Here is a 19251-nt window from a genome sequence, read left to right as displayed (position 1 = left end):
CTACTCCACGGTGACGGACTTGGCCAGGTTGCGCGGCTGGTCCACGTCCAGGCCCTTGGCCGCCGACAGCTCCATCGCGAAGATCTGCAGCGGCACGACCGACAGCAGCGGCTCGAACAGCGGCGCGGCCAGGGGATGCGGATGACCTCGTCGGCGAACGGGAGCACGGCGGCGTCGCCGGCCTCGGCGATCGCGATCACGCGGGCGCCGCGGGCGCGGATCTCCTGGATGTTGGAGACGACCTTCTTGTGCAGCTCGTCCGACCAGCGCGGGCTGGGGACGACGACGAAGACGGGCTGACCCGGCTCGATCAGGGCGATCGGGCCGTGCTTGAGCTCGCCGGCGGCGAAGCCCTCGGCGTGGATGTACGCGAGCTCCTTGAGCTTGAGCGCACCCTCCAGGGCGATCGGGTAGCCGACGTGGCGGCCGAGGAACAGCACGGAGCGGGTGTCCGACATCCAGTGCGCGAGCTGGGCGATCGTCCCGTGCGCCTCGAGCACCGTGGCGATCTTCTCCGGCACGGCCTGGAGCTCGGCCACGGCGTCGCGCTGCTGGGCGGCGGACAGCGTCCCGCGCACCCGGCCGAGGTGGATGCCGAAGAGGTAGAGCGCGGTGATCTGCGCGACGAAGGCCTTGGTCGAGGCGACAGCGACCTCCGGCCCGGCGTGCGTGTAGAGCGCCGCATCGGACTCGCGGGGGATGGTGGCACCCTGCGTGTTGCAGACCGAGATCGCCTTGGCGCCGGCCTCGCGGGCGTACTTGACCGCCATCAGCGTGTCCATCGTCTCGCCGGACTGGCTGATCGAGATGACCAGCGTGCCCGCGGTGAGGACCGGCTCACGGTAGCGGAACTCGTGGCTGAGCTCGACCGTGACGGGCACGCGGGCCCACTTCTCGATGGCGTAGCTGCCGACCAGACCGGCATACGCGGCCGTGCCGCAGGCGATGATGGTGATGCGGTCGATGCCTTGGAGGAAGGCGTCGCCGATCGCGTCGAGCTCGGGGATGTGCACGGTCTCGTCGACGATGCGGCCGCGCAGCGTGTTCGCCACGGCATCGGGCTCTTCGGCGATCTCCTTGGCCATGAACGACGACCAGCCGCCCTTCTCGGCGGCGGAGGCGTCCCAGGCGACCTCGAAGGGCTCCACCTCGACCGGCGCGCCGGCGAAGTCGGTGACCGTGACGGAGTCGGGGGTGATGGTGACGATCTGGTCCTGGCCGATCGCGACGGCGCGGCGGGTGTGCTCCACGAACGCCGCGACGTCGGAGCCGAGGAAGTTCTCGCCCTCGCCGAGGCCGATGACGAGCGGGGAGTTGCGGCGGGCGCCGACGACGACGTGCGGCTGGTCCTGGTGCAGGGCGAGGAGGGTGAACGCGCCCTCCAGCCGGGAGACGACACGCTGGAACGCCTCGCTCAGATCGCCGGTGGCGCGGTACTCGCGGCCGAGCAGCACGGCCGCGACCTCGGTGTCGGTCTCGGACTCGAACGCGAAGCCGTCGGCGAGCAGCTCGTCCTTCAGGCTCGCGAAGTTCTCGATGATGCCGTTGTGGATGACGGCGAGGCGGCCGTCGTCGCCCAGGTGCGGGTGCGCATTGCGGTCGGTCGGTCCGCCGTGCGTCGCCCAGCGGGTGTGGCCGATGCCGGTGCCTCCGTTGGGGATCGGATTGGCCTTGAGGTCGTCCGCGAGCACGGACAGCTTGCCGGCCTTCTTGGCCATCCCGAGGTGGCCGTCAGGGTCGATGACGGCGACGCCGGCCGAGTCGTAGCCGCGATACTCGAGGCGCTTCAGCCCGCCGAGCAGCACCTCCAGGCTCTTGTCGGTACCGACGTACCCCACGATTCCACACATGCACCCGAGTCTATCGTGGGCGCACCTTAGACTTGTCGCCTATGGCTGAGAACGGCGCCGCTCGCGGCGGATCCACGGCGAACGGCGAGTCCAGCACCCCCTTCGTGGAGCTCAGCCGTTCCGACTGGGCCGAGCTGGCGCAGAACACCCGGTTGCCGCTCAAGGAGACCGAGATCGTGCAGTTGCGCGGGCTCGGCGACCCGCTGGACCTGCGGGAGGTCGAGGAGGTCTACCTTCCGCTCAGCCGGCTGCTCAACCTGTACGTCGGCGGCACCAAGCAGCTCCACCGCGTGACGAGCGACTTCCTCGGCGAGCGCGCCCAACCGACGCCGTTCGTGATCGGTGTCGCGGGCTCGGTCGCGGTCGGCAAGTCGAGCATCGCGCGCCTGCTGCGCGAGCTGCTCTCCCGCTGGGACGACACCCCGCGCGTCGAGCTGGTGACCACCGACGGCTTCCTCCTCCCGAACGCCGAACTCGAGCGGCGCGGCCTGATGGAGCGCAAGGGCTTCCCGGAGTCGTACGACCGCCGCGCGCTGCTGCGGTTCGTCACAGCGGTGAAGAGCGGGGCGCCCGAGGTCCGCGCTCCGTTCTACTCGCATCTCAGCTACGACATCGTGCCGGACGCGGAGATCGTCGTGCGCCGGCCGGACGTGCTCATCGTGGAGGGGCTGAACGTCCTGCAGCCCGCAGGCGGCGGCAACCGGCTGGCCGTGAGCGACCTCTTCGACTTCAGCGTGTATGTGGACGCCCGGACGCGCGACATCGCGCACTGGTACGAGGAGCGCTTCCTCAAGCTCCAGCGCGGCGCGTTCGCCAACCCCAAGTCGTACTTCCACCGCTTCGCGCAGCTCACCGAGGAGCAGGCCAGGGCACGCGCAGCGTCGATCTGGACCTCGATCAACGAGCCCAACCTCATCCAGAACATCCGGCCCACGCGGTCGCGCGCGAAGCTCGTGCTGCGCAAGGAGGCCGACCACGCGGTCAGCTCGGTGCTGCTCCGCAAGCTCTGACCGGGTCCGGACGCATCGTGCGGGGTGCGCACGCATCGCGCGCAGAGGGCGCGAGCACACAGGACGCGTGCTCGAAGACTCTGGTCCGGCGCGCGCGCATCCCGTAGGTATGAGGCATGGCTTCACCTCGATCGCATGCCGCCCAGCTCTTCGGCCGACGGGTCCGCACGGCACGAATCGCGCTGGGCGTCAGCCAGGAGGAGATCGCCCAGCTCGCGCACATGCACGTGACCAACTACGGACGGGTCGAGCGCGGTGAGGCCAACTCGGAGCTCCACACGATCGTCCGTCTCGCGACCGCGCTCGGGGTCGACCCGGGCGAGCTCCTGGCCGGGCTGTCCGGCGACGGAATGCTCCCCGATCGGGAGCACGCGTACTCCGTCGCGGACTTCATCGCAGCGAAGCGTGCCCAGGAGACGACGTGACCGGGTATATATGCACTATGGATAAGTGCGTATAGTCTCCATCCTCTGGGAAAAGACCACGCAGGAAAACAGAGTAGACGCATGTCGTCCCCGCGCTTCGAAGCAGCCCGCATCCTGGGTGGCCGTCTCCGGACGCGCCGCGTCGAGCTGGGCCTCTCGCAGTACGAGGTGGCCAACCTCAGCCAGGTCGACGTCGCGAACTACGGCAAAGTCGAGCGCGGCGCCGGCAACCCGACACTGCTGACATTGCTGCAGCTCGCCGTCACGCTCGAGACCGAGCCGGGCGCCCTGCTCGAAGGCCTGGCCGACGTCGCGCTGCTGCCGGAGCGCACGCGGCCGTTCTCGGTCTCCGACTTCGTGCGCGAGCAGAACGCCCGGCTCGACCGGGAAGCCGCGCAGAACTGATCCGCGACAGGCGCCGGTGATCAGACGCCCAGCCGCTCCCGCACCACGTCGGCCAGCTCGTTGGCGAGGCGCTCGGCCGTGAGCTGGTCGGCGGCCTCCACCATGACACGCACCAGCGGCTCGGTCCCGGACGGGCGCAGCAGCACCCGGCCGGTGTCGCCCAGCGCCGCCTCGGCGGTCTGCACGGCGAGCTTCAGCGGCTCGTCGGTGTGGACGGCGTGGTGGTCCACACCCCTCACGTTGACCATCACCTGCGGGTAGACCGTCATCACCTTGGCCAGCTCGGACAGCGGCTTGCGCTGACGCGCCATCTCGCTGAGGAGGTGCAGGCCGGTGAGGATGCCGTCGCCGGTGGTCGCGAACTCGCGCATGATGACGTGGCCCGACTGCTCGCCGCCGAGGGCGTAGTCGTTCTGGTTCATCTCCTCGAGCACGTAGCGGTCGCCGACCGCGGTCTCCACGATCCGGATGCCGTGCTCTCGCATGGCGATCTTGAGGCCGAGGTTGCTCATCACGGTCGCGACGAGCGTGTCGTCGGTGAGCTTGCCGCGCTCCTTCATGCCGACAGCGAGGATCGCCATGATCTGGTCGCCGTCGACGATGTTGCCGTCGGCGTCGATCGCGAGGCAGCGGTCGGCGTCGCCATCATGGGCGATGCCGACGTCGGCGCCGGCAGCGAGGACGGCCTTCGCGAGGTTGTCGAGGTGGGTCGAGCCCACGCCGTCGTTGATGTTCATGCCGTCGGGCGAGTCGCCGATGACGGTCACCCGGGCGCCCGCGTCGGTGAACACCTCGGGCGAGATCCCGGCGGCCGCGCCGTGGGCGCAGTCGAGCACGACGTGGATGCCGTCGAGCCGGTGCGGCAGGCTCGCGAGCAGGTGCACGACGTAGCGGTCCTCGGCGTCGGCGAAGCGGCGGATGCGGCCGACCTCCGCGCCGGTCGGAGTGAGCTTCTCCATCTCGAGGTGCTGCTCGATGCGGTCCTCGACGATGTCGGGCAGCTTGGTGCCGCCGCGGGCGAAGATCTTGATCCCGTTGTCGGGTGCGGGATTGTGGGAGGCCGAGACCATCACACCGAAGTCGGCGTCGAAGTCGGCGATCAGGAAGGCCGCGGCCGGCGTCGGGATGACCCCGGCGTCGTAGACGTCGATGCCCGAACTGGCCAGCCCGGCCGCGACGGCGGCCGAGAGGAACTCGCCGGAGACCCGGGGGTCCCTGGCGACGATCGCGCGCGGGCGCTTGCCCGCGGCGCGCCGAGCCTCGGCGCTACGGCCCCGCGTCAGGACAGCAGCAGCTGCCTGCGCGAGGCCGAGCGCCAGGTCGGCGGTGAGCGTACCGTTCGCGAGTCCGCGGACTCCGTCGGTTCCGAAAAGGCGGGGCATGGACCGAAGCCTAGACGCTGGGATGCGTCAACGCTTGGAGAACTGCGAAGCCTTGCGGGCCTTCTTGAGACCGGCCTTCTTGCGCTCGGTGACGCGCGCGTCGCGGGTGAGGAAGCCGGCCTTCTTGAGGGTCGGACGGTTGTTCTCACGGTCGATCTCGTTCAGCGCGCGGGCGATGGCGAGGCGCAGGGCGCCGGCCTGACCCGACGGGCCGCCGCCGGTGATGCGGGCGACGACATCGTACGAGCCGATGAGGTCGAGGACCTTGAACGGGTCGGTGATGAGCTGCTGGTGCAGTTTGTTCGGGAAGTAGTCCGCGAATTCACGCCCGTTGACCGTGATGGTGCCGGAGCCCGGGACCAGGCGCGCACGCGCGATGGCCTCCTTGCGACGGCCCACGGCCGCGCCGGGCACGGAGAGGACGGGACGCGGGGCCGCCGGGGCCGCGCTCTCGGGGGTCTCGGTCGAGTAGGACTCGACGTTCTCGACGGGGGCCGAGTCGATGCTGTCTGCGATCTTCGCCACGATGGTGATAATCCTTTGTCTTTAAGTCAGTCGTGAAGGTCTGGATCGCTTACTGGGCGACCTGGCCGAGCGTGTACTGCTTCGGCTGCTGGGCGGCGTGCGGGTGCTCGCTTCCGGTGTAGACCTTCAGCTTGCGGAGCTGGGCACGGCCGAGGGAGGTCTTCGGCAGCATGCCGCGGACGGCCTTCTCGACGGCGCGGACCGGGTTCTTCTCCAGGAGCTCCGAGTAGGTGGTCGCCTTGAGGCCGCCCGGGTAGCCCGAGTGACGGTAGGCCTTCTTCTGAGCCGCCTTCTGACCGGTGAGGGCCACCTTGTCGGCGTTCACGATGATGACGAAGTCGCCCATGTCCATGTGGGGGCGAAGGTCGCCTTGTGCTTGCCGCGCAGGAGGGCGGCGGTGTGGCTGGCGAGACGGCCGAGCACGACATCGGTCGCGTCGATGACGACCCAGTCGCGCTGGATCTCGTCTGCCTTCGGGGTGTAAGTGCGCGTCACAGTAGTGGCTGCTTTCTGTATCGAACGGAGGAGTTCGTGAATCCCACTCCGATGGGGGTTGCCGTCTCGATGAGGCGGGAACCGAAGCCGGTGGAGGGCTCACGTTCGTGTGTCGCGCCGCAGTGAGGCGGTGACACCAAGGGTCAATACTACGCGACACGCCCGGAGGGGGTCAAACCGAGGTGCAGGCATGCCCCTGCGGCGGTCAGAGCGACCGCATTCCGCGCGTCTGCTCCGCACGCAAGGCCAGCTCGGCGTCGTCGGGGTAACCGACCTCCATCAGCGTCAGCCCGCGCGCCGGCATCACCTTGAAGGCACTGGTGCGGACCCGCTCGTCGCGGAGCTCGACCAAGTCGCCCGGCGAAAGCGTGCCCTCCCCCACCTCCACGCACGCGCCCACGAGCGCACGGACCATGCTGTGGCAGAACGCGTCGGCCACGACCTCCCCCACCAGCACGCGGTCGTCGTCGCGCCGCCAGGAGAACTCGAGCAGCGTGCGGATGGTGGTGGCGCCTTCGCGCGCCTTGCAATAGCTGGCGAAGTCGTGGAGGCCGAGGAGCCCGTGCGCGGCAAGGTCCATCGCGTCGACGTCGAGGTCCGCCGACACCCAGGCGGTGCGGTGCCGCTGCAGCGGATCGCGCAACGCCGGCCGGTCGGCCACGCGGTACTCGTATCGGCGCCAGACCGCCGAGAACCGCGCGTCGAAGCCTGTCGGCGCCTCCGCGGCGCGGAGGACCACCACGTCCGACACCGGCCCCAGGATGCCGTTGAGCCGCCGGGCCAGCGCTTCGTGCGCCGCCAGCGGCGGCCGCTTGCCGTGCGGCTTGCGCAGCACCGCGACCTGTTCCGGCGCGAGGTCGACGTGCGCCACCTGGCCGCGCGCGTGAACACCTGCGTCGGTGCGCCCGGCCACGGTCAGCGCCGGAGGCTCGCCCGCGCGCCGGAAGATCGTGGCGAGCGCGCCCTCCAGCTCGCCCTGGACTGTGCGGAGGGCGGGCTGACGCCCCCAGCCGCTGAAGTCGGTGCCCTGGTAGGCGATGTCGAGCCGGAATCGCGTCGCCTCGTCGGTCATCCCTCGATTCTAGAGAAGGGTGCTCAGTACTCCCGGACGAGCGCGGTCTCGCCGAACGTCGTGACGAAGCCCATCCCCGTATAAAGGGTGTCGGCGCCGGTCGGACTCGCGGCGTCCACATCGAGGACGGCCTTCTCCCAGCCGCGACGCCGGCTCTCGGCGAGCACCGCGCCCAGCAGCGCGGGCGCGATCCGGCGCCCCCGGTGCGCACGGGTGACCGCGACGGTCGAGATGTACGGCCCGGTGAAGCCCTGCCCGGCCCAATCGTCCTCGTTCACGTCGCAGAGGACGACGCCGGCGACGCACTCTCCCCGGCCGGGTTCGCGGCGAGCGCCACGAACGACACCTCTGGAGCGAAAGTCCCGCCGATCAGGGACTCCCACTGCTCGTCGCTCAGCGGCTGGCTGCCCCAGTGGTCGCCGAAGGCCTCGTCGCGCGCCGAGTGCACCGCGTCGGCGAGGTCGCTCGAGTACGGCACGATCCGCACGTCCTCCGTCGGGGTCACCTCGGGGATCGGATGTGCCAGGTCGCGCTCCATCGTGTGGAACCAGCGGACCGCGGCGAAGCCCGCGGACGTCAGCAGGCGCTCGCGATCCGGTGCCCGCCGGTCGGCGTAGCCCACCAACCAGCCCGGCAGCGTCGCGTCGAGCGCGGCCAGTTTCTGTTCCCCGCGCGCCCGCTGCCAGGCGACCAGCTCGCGCCCGATGCCCTTCCCGCGATGCGCGGGGTGCACGGTGCCGTTCATGAACTCGCGGACCAGCGAGACCTGCCGCGGCGGCTCCAGCACCGAGCCGACGGCCAGCACCGCGCCGTCGTGACCGACCGCGAGGAGGGTGTCGCGCTCCCGGTCGAGGAAGCTGAAGGCGAGCTCGTGCTCCAGCTCCTCCCGCGTGGTCAGATAGTTGGGGTGGTCGGCCGCGTCGCTCGCCCGCAGCACCGCGAGCACCGCGTCCGTGTCGGCCTCGGCGATGGGACGCCACTCGGCGACCAGGGGATGCCGGGGCACGTACGTCGGGGGCGCCTCCACACGCTCGCTCAGCGGCGGAAGGCGCTCGTCGACGATCTCTGTCCCCGGCATCCCGCCAGCCTAGCGACGATGCAGCGTAGCGACGATGCAGCCTAGCGGCGGCCCAGGTCGGCCGTCGGGGTCTTGGCCGTCTCCCGCGCCGTCAGCGCTGCGAGCGTCACGACGACCGCGATCACAGCGGTGAACACCGAGATGACGACCCAGCCGTCCGGCCCGGTGCCGCCCATCGCCGTGACGATGGTGGGGGCGAAGCCGGCCATCAGGAAACCGAGCTGCGTCCCGATCGCTACGCCGGAGAAGCGTACCTCGCGCGGGAACATCTCGTTGTAGAACGACGGCCAGACCGCGTTCGCCGCGGCGTACCCGCAGGAGAACACCGCGACCGCGAGGAGGAAGGTGACCCAGACCTCCGAGCCCGACATGGACTGCAGGTAGAACGGCATCAGCGCCGCGCTGGCGAGCGCGCCGTAGATGAACACGGGCTTGCGGCCGATCCGGTCGGCGAGCATCCCGAACAGCGGCTGGGTGACGAGCGCCACGATGTTCGCGACGACCACCAGCCAGAGCGTCACCGACGCTTCCAGCCCGGCGTCGGTCCCGTAGGCGATGGCGAGGTTGCCGAACACGGTGGAGACCGCCGCGATCATCGCGAGCACGACCACACGCAGCACGTCGCGCCAGTTCGAGCGCAGCAGGCCGACCAGCGGCAGCTTCTCGATCTCGCCGCCCTCGGCGGCGCTGACGAACTCGGGCGACTCCGGCAGCGAGCGGCGCACGACGAAGGCGACGACGACCACGACGGCCGACAGCCAGAACGGGATGCGCCAGCCGATGGAGTACAGCACGTCCTCCGGCATCGCCATGATCGGGATGAAGGCGATGGCCGCCAGCACCTGGCCGCCCTGCGTCCCGGTCAACGTCCACGAGGTGAAGAAGGCGCGGCGGCCCTCCGGCGCGTGCTCCAGCGTCATGGAGCTCGCGCCGGCCTGCTCGCCCGCGGCGGACAGGCCCTGGAGCAGCCGGCAGAGCACCAGCAGCACGGGAGCGAGCCAGCCCACCGCCGAGAACGTCGGCAGGCAGCCGATCGCGAAGGTCGAGAAGCCCATCAGCGCGAGCGTGAAGACCAGCACTTTCCTGCGACCGATCCGGTCGCCGAAGTGCCCCAGGATCACCGCGCCGATCGGGCGCGCCACGTAGGCGAAGCCGAACGTCGCGAACGACATCACCCGCGCAGTCGTGTCGGCGTCCGGGAAGAAGACGTGCGGGAAGATCAGCGCGGCGGCCGACCCGAAGATGAAGAAGTCGTAGTACTCGACGGCCGAGCCGAGGAACCCGGCGAAGGCCGCGCGCACCGGTGTGCGGGTGCGCGTGGGGGATGGAGCGACGGTGGTCATCGTCGACACTCGTTTCTTTCGTAGCTATTCGATCCGCCGGGCGCGCCCGGCACGGATCAACGGTCCGCGGTCAGGAGCGCGACGATCATGTCGCCGAGCATCCGCCGGTAGTGCGGGGCGCGCGCCTGGTTCAGCAGATCGCGGCCGAAGAGATACCCGAATGTGTGGCGGTTGGCCACCGGGAAGACGCAGAAGGAGCTGATCGCCATGTGCACGTCCGTGGCGTCGAGGTCGTCGCGGAACAGGCCGGCGGCCCGGCCGCGGCGCAGCACCTCGTCGATCAGCTCCAGTGCCGGCAGGGCGAGGCTCTCCGGCTCCCCCACCTCGCGCAGGAACGCGGCGCGGTGGATGTTCTCGATCGCCACGAGCCGGACGAAGTCCTGCCGGCTGGTGTGGTGGTCGAAGGTGCGCTCGGCGATGGCGCGGATGGCCTCCACCGGCTCGAGACCGGAGACGTCGAGCTGCTGCTCGTAGCCGCGCATCTCGGCGTAGGCGGCCTCCAGGACGCTCACGTAGAGCTGCTCCTTGCCGCCGAAGTAGTAGTAGATCATGCGCTTGGTCGTGCTCATCCGGCGCGCGATCTCGTCCACGCGGGCGCCGGAGTAGCCGCGATCGGCGAACTCCTGGGTCGCGACGGCGAGGATCTCGGCACGCGTACGCTCCGCGTCGCGGATCCGCTCGTGATCCAGCCCGGCCATCCCGCCTCCTCGCTAATGAACTATCTGGTACGTTAAGAAACCCCGGGGGCTTTGTCAAGCGCACGGTTCCGCACGGTGGTCGAGGAGGACGCATGAGCGTAGTCGGAGAGTCGTACCTGGTCGGGCTCCTGGGCGAGGGCGTGCTGCCCTCCCTGACGCCTCCCCTGCACGAGCGGGAGGCCGACGAGCAGGGGCTGCGCTACCTCTACCGGCCCATCGACCTGCTCACCCTCGACGGTGCGGGAGATGACCTCGACGCGACGATCGCCCGAGTCCTGGACGCGGCCACGCTGCTGGGCTTCGACGCCCTCAATATCACCCACCCCTGCAAGCAGCGCGTCCTCGCGCACCTCGACGAGGTGACCCCGTCGGCGGCGGCGATCGGCTCGGTCAACACCGTGCTGCTCGCGGGCGGACGACGCGTCGGCCACAACACCGACGTCACCGGTTTCGCGTCCGCCCTCCGCGACGGCCTTCCCGGTGCCGACCTCGAGCACGTCGTGGTCATCGGCGCGGGCGGGGCCGGAGCCGCCGTCTCCGCCGCGCTGCTGGAGGCCGGCGCATCCCGGCTCACTGTCGCGGACCTCGATGCCGGGCGTGCCGACGCCTTGGCCGCCTCGCTCGCCGCGCGCTTCCCGGCGGCCCCCGTCTCAGGAATCTCCTCGGACACCCTTCCCGCGCTGCTGCGCGACGCGGCGAACGCCGTCAGCGGCCTGGTCAACGCCAGCTTCGTGGGCATGCACACGCATCCCGGCCTTCCGCTCGACGCCGGGCTTCTGCGTCCGGAGTCGTGGGTGGCCGACGTCGTCTACCGCCCGGTCGACACCGAGCTCCTCAGTGCGGCCCGGGAGGCCGGCTGCCGCACGCTCGACGGCGGCGGCATGGCCGTCGGTCAGGCCGCCGACGCGTTCCGGCTCATCACCGGCGCCGAGCCCGACCGGGAGCGGATGCGCGCACACTTCGCCGCGATGATCCGGGAGGGCCGCTGATGCGCACATCCATCGCGACGGTCTGCCTGTCCGGGACGCTCGCCGACAAGCTGCACGCCATCGCCGACGCCGGGTTCGACGCCGTCGAGATCTTCGAGCCCGACCTGATCGCGGCGCCGCAGTCCCCCGAGGAGGTGCGCGCGCTCTGCGACCGGCTCGGCCTGGAGATCGCGCTCTACCAGCCGTTCCGCGACGCGGAGGGAGTGACGGAGCCCGAGTTCGCTCAGGTGCTGCGCCGGGCGGAGGCGAAGTTCGTAGTCATGGACCGGCTCGGCGTCGACACGGTGCTGGTCTGCAGCAACGTCGCCACGGCCTCCGTCGACGACGATGCGGTTTCGGCCGCGCAGCTCGCCCGCCTCGCCGACCGCGCGGCCGTGCACGGCAAGCGCCTCGCGTTCGAGGCGTTGGCCTGGGGACGGTACGTCGACGACTACCGGCGCGCCTGGCGGATCGTCGAGAGCGCGGACCATCCCGCGCTCGGCGTGTGCCTGGACAGCTTCCACATCCTCTCCCGCGGCCACGACCCCGCGGACATCGAGCGGATCCCCGGCGAGAAGATCTTCTTCGTCCAGCTCGCGGACGCCCCGCTGCTGTCGATGGACGTGCTCTCCTGGAGCCGGCACCACCGGCTGTTCCCGGGCGAGGGCGGCTTCGACCTCCCGGCCTTCGTCCGGCACACCCTGCATGCCGGTTACACCGGCCCGCTCTCGCTGGAGGTCTTCAACGACGTCTTTCGGCAGACGGATCCGGCGCGGACCGCGCGCCACGCCCTCCGGTCGCTGACCGTCCTGGAGGACGCGCTCGAGGCCGCTGCAGCCCGTCCGACGTCGGAGCCTCGCGAACTCGACCAGGTGGAGGTCAAGGCGCAGGACACCGACGCCGTCGCCGTCGTGCTGGAGCGGATCGGGTTCGCACCCCGCGGCCGCCACGTCACGAAACCGGCGTGGCTCTACGCCGCCGGCGAGGCCCGGATCGTCCTCAACGAGCACAACGCCGCGGGCACGCGCCCGCACGTCGCCGGCTTCGGCATCCGCACGGACCGGCCCCAGGACGCCGCAGCGCGAGCGGAACGCCTCGGAGCGCAGCGCGCGCACCGCCGCGTGCTCGCCGGGGAGGCCGACCTTCCGGCCGTGCTCGCACCCGACGGCACGGAGATCCTGATCAGCGGACCGGAGAGCGGGGCGGCCTGGCCCGGCGAGTTCGCCGGCGGTCGCGGCGTCCCCGACCCCGCCATCCGCGGCATCGACCACGTCAACCTCACCGAACCGGCCGCGGACATCGAGGAGGCCGTGCTGTTCTACGGGACGGCGCTCGGGCTCACGCGCGAGTCGTCGGCGGAGCTGGCCGGCCCCGCGGGCCTGGTCCGCAGCCAGGTGCTCCGCTCGGGCGGCGGCTCGGTGCGTCTCGCGCTGAACGTCGTGCCGCCGTTCGCCGAACGGACGACGACGCAGCGGCACGCGCAGCACGTCGCCATCGCGTGCGACGACCTCCACGGGCTGATCGGTCGCGCGCGAGCCCGGGGCCTGCGCACGGTCCCGGTCTCGGCGAACTACTACGACGACCTCGCCGCCCGCTTCGACCTGGCGCCTGGCGAACTGGAGCGACTCCGGGAGTCCGGGCTGCTGTACGACCGCGACGCCTCGGGCGAGTACCTGCACTGCTACACCGAGACGGTGGGCTCCGTGTTCTTCGAGCTGGTGGAGCGACGGGGCCGCTACGACGGCTTCGGCGCCGCCAACACCCCGGTGCGGCTCACCGCGCAGCACCTCTCGCACTGACGCCCCCGGGCAGCCATCGCTTCCTCACTTTCTCCCGCCACCGATCGGCGTGTTGCGGGAGAAAGTGAGGAAGCGAGAGCAGAAGAGCCCCGCATCCGGTGGGATGCGGGGCTCTTCTGGTTCGAGCGGAAGGCTCAGGCCTTCTCGGCCTCCGCCTCGGCGGTGGTCTCCTCAGCGGCCTCGGCGTCGCCGGTGGCCTCCTCGACGACCTCGGCCTCAGCGGCAGCGGTCTCCTCGGACGTGGTGTCCTCAGACGTGGCGTCCTCGGCGGCCTCGTCGTCGACGACCGGCTCCTCGACAGGAGCGGCCTTCGGGGCGGCGGCCTTCTTGGTCGACTTGACCTTCGGGGTGACGGGCTCGAGCACGAGCTCGATCTGCGCCATCGGCGCGTTGTCACCCTTGCGGAAGCCGAGCTTGGTGATGCGGGTGTAGCCGCCCTCGCGTTCGGCGACCAGCGGCGCGATCTCGGTGAAGAGCTCGTGCACGACGGACTTGTCGCCGATGAGCGCGAGCACGCGACGGCGGGCGTGCAGGTCGCCGCGCTTCGCGAACGTGATCAGACGCTCGGCGTAGGGACGCAGGCGCTTGGCCTTGGTCTCGGTCGTCTTGATGCTCTTGTGCGTGAACAGCGCGGCGGCCAGGTTGGCGAGCATGAGGCGCTCGTGAGCGGGACCGCCTCCGAGGCGGGGGCCCTTCGTGGGCTTAGGCATGATCGGTTATCTCCAGGTAGTGAAAAGTCGAAGGCTTCGCTGACGCGGCCTCAGATGGTGGTCTCGTCTTCTTCGTACCCGCTGTAGAAGTGGGCGCCGTCGAATCCGGGGACCGAGTCCTTGAGCGACAGGCCCATCTCGGTCAGCTTGTCCTTGACCTCATCCACCGACTTCTGACCGAAGTTGCGGATGTTCATGAGCTGCGTCTCCGACAGCGAGACGAGCTCGCTGACGGTGTTGATGCCCTCACGCTTGAGGCAGTTGTACGAACGCACCGACAGGTCGAGGTCCTCGATCGGCATCGACAGCTCGGAGCTGAGCACCTGGTCGACCGGCGCGGGGCCGATCTCGATGCCCTCGGCCGCGCTGTTGAGCTCGCGGGCCAGACCGAACAGCTCGGTGAGGGTACGGCCGGCGGACGCGATCGCGTCGCGCGGGCTGATCGCCGGCTTGGTCTCGACATCGACCACGAGGCGGTCGAAGTCGGTGCGCTCGCCGGCACGGGTGGCCTCGACGCGGTACGTGACCTTCAGGACCGGGGAGTAGATCGAGTCGATCGGGATCTGGCCCGCCTCGCTGTACTCGTTGCGGTTCTGCTGGGCCGAGACGTAGCCGCGGCCACGCTCGATCGTGAGCTCGACCTCGAACTTCGCCTTGTCGTTCAGCGTCGCGATGACCAGCTCGGGGTTGTGGATCTCCACGCCCGCCGGAGCCGAGATGTCCGCCGCGGTGACCTGGCCGGAGCCGGTCTTGCGGAGGTAGGCGGTGATCGGCTCGTCGTGCTCGCTGGAGACGACCAGGCCCTTGATGTTCAGGATGATCTCGGTGACATCCTCCTTGACACCGGGAACCGTGCTGAACTCGTGCAGCACGCCGTCGATGCGGATGCTGGTGACCGCGGCGCCGGGGATGGAGGAGAGCAGGGTGCGACGCAGGGAGTTGCCGAGGGTGTAGCCGAAGCCAGGCTCGAGCGGCTCGATGACGAACCGCGAACGGAACTCGGAGATGTTCTCTTCGGTGAGCGTAGGACGCTGTGCAATGAGCACTGTTGATTCCTTTCGGCTGAGTGTCCGCTATATGACACTCGCGTGAGTGAGGTGGGGTTCGTCACGCCGTCAGGCGGCGGTCCGGGGAGGACCGCCGCCTGGGCGGACGTGGAAGAGAACTAGACGCGGCGACGCTTGGGCGGGCGGCAGCCGTTGTGCGCCTGAGGGGTGACGTCGTTGATCGAGCCCACCTCGAGGCCGGCGGCCTGGAGCGAGCGGATCGCGGTCTCGCGGCCCGAACCCGGACCCTTGACGAAGACGTCGACCTTCTTCATCCCGTGCTCCTGCGCCTGGCGGGCTGCCGACTCGGCTGCCAGCTGCGCGGCGAACGGGGTGGACTTGCGCGAGCCCTTGAAGCCAACTCCACCGGAGGACGCCCACGAGATGACCGCACCGGTGGTGTCGGTGATCGAGACGATGGTGTTGTTGAAGGTGCTCTTGATGTGGGCCTGGCCCACAGCGATGTTCTTCTTTTCCTTCTTGCGCGGCTTGCGAGCGGCCGACTTGGGTGCTGCCATTTTATTTCTCCTTCAGTCCTGTTGTCGGCCTAGCGAGCCTTCTTCTTACCGGCGACGGTGCGCTTCGGACCCTTGCGGGTGCGCGCGTTCGTCTTGGTTCGCTGGCCGCGGACCGGGAGGCCCTTGCGGTGGCGGATGCCCTCGTAGCTGCCGATCTCGACCTTGCGGCGGATGTCGGCGGCGACCTCACGGCGGAGGTCACCCTCGACCTTGAAGTTGCCCTCGATGAAGTCGCGCAGAGCGACGAGCTGGTCGTCGGTCAGATCCTTGACGCGGATGTCGCCGGAGATCCCGGTCTCGCGAAGGGTCTGCAGCGCACGCGTGCGCCCGACGCCGTAGATGTAGGTGAGTGCGACCTCCACGCGCTTCTCGCGCGGGATGTCGACGCCTGCTAGACGTGCCATGGTGTGGCTTCTCCTGTGATGAGTGGAGGTCTTCAGCGATCCCGGTGCCCCGGCCTCCTCCGAGGGTGTCCCCCGCATCCGCGCTAGACGGACGCGGGTTCTGGTACCGCTTCGTTATTCAGTTGAGTCGTGCTGCGGCGATCAGCCCTGGCGCTGCTTGTGGCGCGGGTTCTCGCAGATGACCATGACCCGTCCGTTGCGACGGATGACCTTGCACTTGTCGCAGATCTTCTTGACGGAAGGCTTGACCTTCATTGTTTTATTACCTTTGTTCGCTGTCCTCGTACCTCGCCAGGGGCTACCCGGTGGCGTGGCCGTTACTTACAGCAGCCCGTTACTTGTAGCGATAGACGATCCGGCCGCGGGTCAGATCGTAGGGGCTCAGCTCGACGATCACGCGGTCCTCGGGGAGGATGCGGATGTAGTGCTGGCGCATCTTGCCGGAGATGTGGGCAAGAACCTTGTGACCGTTCGTGAGCTCCACGCGGAACATCGCGTTGGGGAGCGCTTCGATCACAGATCCTTCGATCTCGATGACACCGTCTTTTTTGGCCATAGCCTCACTGTCGCTACTAGTAGTGGATTGCTGGTCGTGCGTTGACTGGTGCCAGACATGCAGAAAGCACGCCTAAGACACCAAGGATCAATCTTATGGGATACCGGCGCATTTCGCCAATTCTGGTCTATCATCTGCGCCCGCTCTGAGCGAACAGGCAACGGAATCCGGCATCTATCTACGGGATGGGCGTCGGCGTGATCCCGAACGGTGCGAGCCCCGCGGCCCCGCCGTCGACCGCCGTCAGCACCCAGATGCCATCGGCGTGCACCGCCACACTGTGCTCCCAGTGCGCCGCGGCCGACCCGTCCTCGGTGGCGACGGTCCAGCCGTCGTCCTTCACGTAGGTGTCCTGGTCGCCCAGCACCACCATCGGCTCGATCGCGACCACGAGGCCGGGACGGACCTCCGGGCCCTTGGAGCGGACCCGGTAGTTGAACACCGGCGGCTCCTCGTGCATGCGGCGGCCGATGCCGTGGCCGATGTAGTCGGTGAGGATGCCGTACTCGCCCTGCGACATGATGTGGTCCTCGATCGCCTCGCCCACCTCGTTGAGGTGACGTGCCGTGGCGAGCCGGGCGATGCCGTGCCAGAGCGACTGCTCAGTGACCTCGGAGAGCTTCTGCCGCTCGGCGACGCGCTCCGGGTGCGCCGGGTCGGGCAGCACGAACGTACGGGCCGCGTCGCCGTTCCAGCCCTCCTGGATGGCGCCGCTGTCGACCGACAGGATGTCGCCGGGCTGCAGGAGGCGCGAGCCGGGGATGCCGTGCACGACCTCGTCGTTGACCGACGCGCAGATCGTGTGGTGATAGCCGGCCTCCAGCTTGAAGTTGGACTTCCCGCCGGTCGCCTCGATCGCGGCCTCCGCGATCCTGTCGAGCTCGAGCGTCGAGACCCCCGCGGCGACCGCCGCTGCGACGGCGTCGAGGGACGCCGCCGTCGCCCGTCCCGGCGCGACCATCAGTCGGAGCTGGGCGGGCGATTTGTAGAACGACCGTCGGAAAGCCATCAAGAGGTTCAGGCGACCGGCTCGCCGGCGCCCTCCAGCGGGTGGATGCCGCGCTCGGCCAGCGCCGCACGGATGCGCGCCGCGACGTCGTCCATATCGCCCAGGCCGTCCACCTCGACGAGCAGACCGCGATCGCGGTACACATCGATCAGTGGCGACGTCTCGCGGACGTACACCTCCTGGCGGTGCCGGATGGCCTCCTCGGAGTCATCGGCGCGACCCTGCTCCTGCGCGCGCTTGGTGAGGCGCGCGACGATCTCGTCCTGGTCGGCGACGAGCTGGATCACCGCGGCGAGTTCCTGCCCTTTGGAGGTCAGCAGGTCGTCGAGGTACTTCACCTGCTCGAGCGTGCGCGGATAGCCGTCGAGGAGGAAGCCATCCTTCGCGTCGTCCTCCGCCAGGCGGTCGGTGACGAGCTCATTGGTGAGGCTGTCCGGAACGTAGTCGCCCGCGTCGACGATCGCCTTGACCTGCTGGCCGAGCGGGGTCTCGTTCTTGATGTTGGCCCGGAAGATGTCGCCCGTGGAGATATCGGGGATCCCGTACGCAGAGGTGATGCGGGAGGCCTGAGTACCCTTGCCCGCCCCGGGAGGTCCGACGATCAGCATACGGGTCAACGCAGAAGCCCTTCGTAGTGCCGCTGCTGGAGCTGGGAGTCGATCTGCTTGACCGTCTCGAGTCCCACACCGACGATGATGAGGATGGACGTGCCGCCGAACATGAAGTTCTGGCTGGCGCCGAGCAATGCGAACGCTATCAGCGGGATCAGGGCGATGATGCCGAGGTAGATCGAGCCGGGCAGCGTCACGCGCGTCAGGACGTAGTCGAGGTACTCGGCGGTGGGGCGCCCCGCGCGGATACCGGGGATGAAGCCGCCGTACTTCTTCATGTTGTCGGCGACCTCCTCCGGGTTGAACGTGATCGCGACGTAGAAGTACGTGAAGCCGACGATCAGGAGGAAGTAGAGCAGCATGTAGAGCGGGTGGTCGCCCTTGGTCAGGTAGTTCGTGATCCACGTGACCCAGGGAGCCGGGGCCTTGCCCGCCGCGGGCTGGTTGAACTGGGCGATCAGGGCCGGCAGGTACAGCAGCGACGACGCGAAGATGACCGGCACGACGCCCGCCATGTTCACCTTGATCGGGATGTACGTGTTGTTGCCGCCGTAGGTGCGGCGACCGACCATGCGCTTGGCGTACTGCACAGGGATGCGGCGTTGCGACTGCTCGACGAACACGACCGCGGCGACGATCAGCAGACCGATCGCGATCACCACCAGCATCACCTCGATGCTCTGCGACTGGCCGATCGCCCACAGGGAGCTCGGGAACTGCGCGGCGATCGAGGTGAAGATCAGGAGGGACATGCCGTTGCCGATGCCGCGCTCGGTGACGAGCTCGCCCATCCACATGATGAGGCCGGTGCCGGCGGTCATGGTGATGACCATGAGCATGATGGCGTACCAGGAGTCGTCCGTGATGAGCTGCGTGCACTGCGAGACGGCCGTGGTGCCGAACAGCGCGCCCGAACGGGCCACGGTGATGAGCGTCGTCGACTGGAGGACGCCCAGCGCGATCGTGAGATAGCGCGTGTACTGCGTGAGCTTCGCCTGACCGGCCTGGCCCTCCTTGTAGAGGGTCTCGAATCGCGGGATGACCACGCGGAGGAGCTGCACGATGATCGACGCGGTGATGTACGGCATGATGCCGAGCGCGAAGATCGAGAGTTTGAGGAGCGCGCCACCCGAGAACAGGTTGACGAGCGAGTAGAGCCCCGACGTGTCCTGGTTGGCGTTCAGACAGGTCTGCACGTTGGCGAAGTCGACGAACGGCGCAGGGATGAAGGAGCCCAGCCGGAACAGGGCGATGATCCCCAGCGTGAAGAAGATCTTCCGGCGGAGGTCCGGGGTGCGGAAGATCCGCGCGACGGCGCTAAACAAAAGTGCGTCCTGCTTTCCTGTA

The 19251-nt window shown here is 69.1% G+C and carries 21 protein-coding genes and 2 pseudogenes; 5 read left to right on the top strand and 18 right to left on the bottom strand.

The genetic code is table 11. The features are described 5' to 3' along the window. Nucleotides 1-1850 (bottom strand): annotated as a pseudogene (gene glmS / locus ACRAWC_RS17490) (glutamine--fructose-6-phosphate transaminase (isomerizing)). 41 nt (nt 1851-1891) lie between these two features. Here glmS and coaA point away from each other — a divergent pair. The 3 genes from coaA (at nt 1892) to ACRAWC_RS17475 (ending at nt 3690) form a co-directional block, all read left to right on the top strand. Then, a complete protein-coding gene (gene coaA, locus ACRAWC_RS17485) occupies nt 1892-2860 on the top strand; it encodes a type I pantothenate kinase (RefSeq protein ID WP_431348859.1) in 969 nt (322 codons plus the stop codon). Nucleotides 2861-2976: 116 nt separating this feature from the next. Continuing rightward, complete coding sequence (locus tag ACRAWC_RS17480; protein WP_431348858.1) at nt 2977-3285, top strand: helix-turn-helix domain-containing protein; 309 nt, start codon at nt 2977-2979, stop codon at nt 3283-3285. An 81-nt stretch (nt 3286-3366) separates the two neighbouring features. Further along, nucleotides 3367-3690 carry a helix-turn-helix domain-containing protein gene (locus tag ACRAWC_RS17475; protein WP_431348857.1) on the top strand — a complete coding sequence of 108 codons (324 nt, stop codon included), beginning with the start codon at nt 3367-3369 and terminating at the stop codon, nt 3688-3690. A 20-nt stretch (nt 3691-3710) separates the two neighbouring features. Here the strand turns inward: ACRAWC_RS17475 and glmM are convergent, their stop codons facing one another. The 8 genes and pseudogenes from glmM to ACRAWC_RS17435 form a co-directional block, all read right to left on the bottom strand. Continuing rightward, on the bottom strand, nt 3711-5072 hold the full coding sequence (glmM, locus tag ACRAWC_RS17470) for a phosphoglucosamine mutase (protein ID WP_431348856.1): 1362 nt from the start codon (nt 5070-5072) through the stop codon (nt 3711-3713). Between the two features lie 27 nt (nt 5073-5099). Continuing rightward, nucleotides 5100-5597, bottom strand: a complete 498-nt coding sequence (rpsI, locus tag ACRAWC_RS17465) for a 30S ribosomal protein S9 (RefSeq protein WP_431348855.1) — start codon at nt 5595-5597, stop codon at nt 5100-5102. Between the two features lie 49 nt (nt 5598-5646). Continuing rightward, nucleotides 5647-6092, bottom strand: a pseudogene (rplM, locus tag ACRAWC_RS17460) (50S ribosomal protein L13). A gap of 205 nt (nt 6093-6297) precedes the next feature. Continuing rightward, nucleotides 6298-7164 (bottom strand): tRNA pseudouridine synthase A, encoded by an 867-nt coding sequence (locus ACRAWC_RS17455; protein WP_431348854.1) that lies wholly within the window; start codon nt 7162-7164, stop codon nt 6298-6300. A gap of 23 nt (nt 7165-7187) precedes the next feature. After that, nucleotides 7188-7442 carry a GNAT family N-acetyltransferase gene (locus tag ACRAWC_RS17450; protein WP_431348853.1) on the bottom strand — a complete coding sequence of 85 codons (255 nt, stop codon included), beginning with the start codon at nt 7440-7442 and terminating at the stop codon, nt 7188-7190. Further along, entirely contained in the window at nt 7439-8242 is an 804-nt protein-coding gene (locus ACRAWC_RS17445) for a GNAT family N-acetyltransferase (RefSeq protein WP_431348852.1), read from the bottom strand. The genes ACRAWC_RS17450 and ACRAWC_RS17445 overlap by 4 nt, the downstream gene beginning before the upstream one ends. 41 nt (nt 8243-8283) lie before the next feature. Then, a complete protein-coding gene (locus tag ACRAWC_RS17440) occupies nt 8284-9585 on the bottom strand; it encodes an MFS transporter (protein WP_431348851.1) in 1302 nt (433 codons plus the stop codon). A 56-nt stretch (nt 9586-9641) separates the two neighbouring features. After that, on the bottom strand, nt 9642-10283 hold the full coding sequence (locus tag ACRAWC_RS17435) for a TetR/AcrR family transcriptional regulator (protein ID WP_431348850.1): 642 nt from the start codon (nt 10281-10283) through the stop codon (nt 9642-9644). A 92-nt stretch (nt 10284-10375) separates the two neighbouring features. Here ACRAWC_RS17435 and ACRAWC_RS17430 point away from each other — a divergent pair, with 92 nt between their 5' ends. Together ACRAWC_RS17430 and ACRAWC_RS17425 are read left to right on the top strand one after the other, a co-directional pair. Next, on the top strand, nt 10376-11272 hold the full coding sequence (locus tag ACRAWC_RS17430; protein WP_431348849.1) for a shikimate dehydrogenase: 897 nt from the start codon (nt 10376-10378) through the stop codon (nt 11270-11272). Then, entirely contained in the window at nt 11272-13050 is a 1779-nt protein-coding gene (locus ACRAWC_RS17425) for a bifunctional sugar phosphate isomerase/epimerase/4-hydroxyphenylpyruvate dioxygenase family protein (protein WP_431348848.1), read from the top strand. Before ACRAWC_RS17430 ends, ACRAWC_RS17425 begins: the two co-directional genes overlap by 1 nt. 134 nt (nt 13051-13184) lie before the next feature. Here the strand turns inward: ACRAWC_RS17425 and rplQ are convergent, their stop codons facing one another. The 9 genes from rplQ to secY all read right to left on the bottom strand — a co-directional run bounded on the left by rplQ (nt 13185) and on the right by secY (nt 19229). Further along, on the bottom strand, nt 13185-13760 hold the full coding sequence (gene rplQ / locus ACRAWC_RS17420) for a 50S ribosomal protein L17 (protein ID WP_431348847.1): 576 nt from the start codon (nt 13758-13760) through the stop codon (nt 13185-13187). A gap of 50 nt (nt 13761-13810) precedes the next feature. Further along, nucleotides 13811-14806: a DNA-directed RNA polymerase subunit alpha gene (locus ACRAWC_RS17415; protein ID WP_369962277.1), complete on the bottom strand. Its 996-nt coding sequence runs from the start codon at nt 14804-14806 to the stop codon at nt 13811-13813. Between the two features lie 119 nt (nt 14807-14925). Next, on the bottom strand, nt 14926-15324 hold the full coding sequence (gene rpsK / locus ACRAWC_RS17410; protein WP_018191944.1) for a 30S ribosomal protein S11: 399 nt from the start codon (nt 15322-15324) through the stop codon (nt 14926-14928). Nucleotides 15325-15353: 29 nt separating this feature from the next. After that, a complete protein-coding gene (gene rpsM / locus ACRAWC_RS17405) occupies nt 15354-15728 on the bottom strand; it encodes a 30S ribosomal protein S13 (protein ID WP_179605016.1) in 375 nt (124 codons plus the stop codon). 141 nt (nt 15729-15869) lie between these two features. Further along, a complete protein-coding gene (gene rpmJ, locus ACRAWC_RS17400; RefSeq protein WP_021759549.1) occupies nt 15870-15983 on the bottom strand; it encodes a 50S ribosomal protein L36 in 114 nt (37 codons plus the stop codon). Nucleotides 15984-16062: 79 nt separating this feature from the next. Further along, nucleotides 16063-16284 carry a translation initiation factor IF-1 gene (gene infA / locus ACRAWC_RS17395; protein ID WP_011186713.1) on the bottom strand — a complete coding sequence of 74 codons (222 nt, stop codon included), beginning with the start codon at nt 16282-16284 and terminating at the stop codon, nt 16063-16065. 178 nt (nt 16285-16462) lie between these two features. Then, on the bottom strand, nt 16463-17293 hold the full coding sequence (gene map, locus ACRAWC_RS17390) for a type I methionyl aminopeptidase (RefSeq protein ID WP_431348846.1): 831 nt from the start codon (nt 17291-17293) through the stop codon (nt 16463-16465). Nucleotides 17294-17301: 8 nt separating this feature from the next. Next, nucleotides 17302-17910: an adenylate kinase gene (locus ACRAWC_RS17385; RefSeq protein WP_431348845.1), complete on the bottom strand. Its 609-nt coding sequence runs from the start codon at nt 17908-17910 to the stop codon at nt 17302-17304. Next, on the bottom strand, nt 17907-19229 hold the full coding sequence (gene secY, locus ACRAWC_RS17380; RefSeq protein WP_179605010.1) for a preprotein translocase subunit SecY: 1323 nt from the start codon (nt 19227-19229) through the stop codon (nt 17907-17909). The genes ACRAWC_RS17385 and secY overlap by 4 nt, the downstream gene beginning before the upstream one ends. Nucleotides 19230-19251: the final 22 nt, after the last annotated feature.

The sequence above is a fragment of the Leifsonia sp. L25 genome (assembly GCF_050632895.1).
The sequence above is the reverse complement of the archived record's forward strand: the minus strand, read 5'-3'. Positions and strand labels throughout refer to the sequence as shown.

Excerpts from the sequence above, each read along its gene's own strand:
- coaA (WP_431348859.1), top strand. The coding sequence starts at position 1,892 with ATGGCTGAGAACGGCGCCGCTCGCGGCGGATCCACGGCGAACGGCGAG.
- ACRAWC_RS17480 (WP_431348858.1), top strand. The coding sequence starts at position 2,977 with ATGGCTTCACCTCGATCGCATGCCGCCCAGCTCTTCGGCCGACGGGTC.
- ACRAWC_RS17475 (WP_431348857.1), top strand. The coding sequence starts at position 3,367 with ATGTCGTCCCCGCGCTTCGAAGCAGCCCGCATCCTGGGTGGCCGTCTC.
- glmM (WP_431348856.1), bottom strand. The coding sequence starts at position 5,072 with ATGCCCCGCCTTTTCGGAACCGACGGAGTCCGCGGACTCGCGAACGGT.
- ACRAWC_RS17455 (WP_431348854.1), bottom strand. The coding sequence starts at position 7,164 with ATGACCGACGAGGCGACGCGATTCCGGCTCGACATCGCCTACCAGGGC.
- ACRAWC_RS17445 (WP_431348852.1), bottom strand. The coding sequence starts at position 8,242 with ATGCCGGGGACAGAGATCGTCGACGAGCGCCTTCCGCCGCTGAGCGAG.
- ACRAWC_RS17440 (WP_431348851.1), bottom strand. The coding sequence starts at position 9,585 with ATGACCACCGTCGCTCCATCCCCCACGCGCACCCGCACACCGGTGCGC.
- ACRAWC_RS17435 (WP_431348850.1), bottom strand. The coding sequence starts at position 10,283 with ATGGCCGGGCTGGATCACGAGCGGATCCGCGACGCGGAGCGTACGCGT.
- ACRAWC_RS17430 (WP_431348849.1), top strand. The coding sequence starts at position 10,376 with ATGAGCGTAGTCGGAGAGTCGTACCTGGTCGGGCTCCTGGGCGAGGGC.
- ACRAWC_RS17425 (WP_431348848.1), top strand. The coding sequence starts at position 11,272 with ATGCGCACATCCATCGCGACGGTCTGCCTGTCCGGGACGCTCGCCGAC.
- rplQ (WP_431348847.1), bottom strand. The coding sequence starts at position 13,760 with ATGCCTAAGCCCACGAAGGGCCCCCGCCTCGGAGGCGGTCCCGCTCAC.
- rpsK (WP_018191944.1), bottom strand. The coding sequence starts at position 15,324 with ATGGCAGCACCCAAGTCGGCCGCTCGCAAGCCGCGCAAGAAGGAAAAG.
- rpsM (WP_179605016.1), bottom strand. The coding sequence starts at position 15,728 with ATGGCACGTCTAGCAGGCGTCGACATCCCGCGCGAGAAGCGCGTGGAG.
- rpmJ (WP_021759549.1), bottom strand. The coding sequence starts at position 15,983 with ATGAAGGTCAAGCCTTCCGTCAAGAAGATCTGCGACAAGTGCAAGGTC.
- infA (WP_011186713.1), bottom strand. The coding sequence starts at position 16,284 with ATGGCCAAAAAAGACGGTGTCATCGAGATCGAAGGATCTGTGATCGAA.
- map (WP_431348846.1), bottom strand. The coding sequence starts at position 17,293 with ATGGCTTTCCGACGGTCGTTCTACAAATCGCCCGCCCAGCTCCGACTG.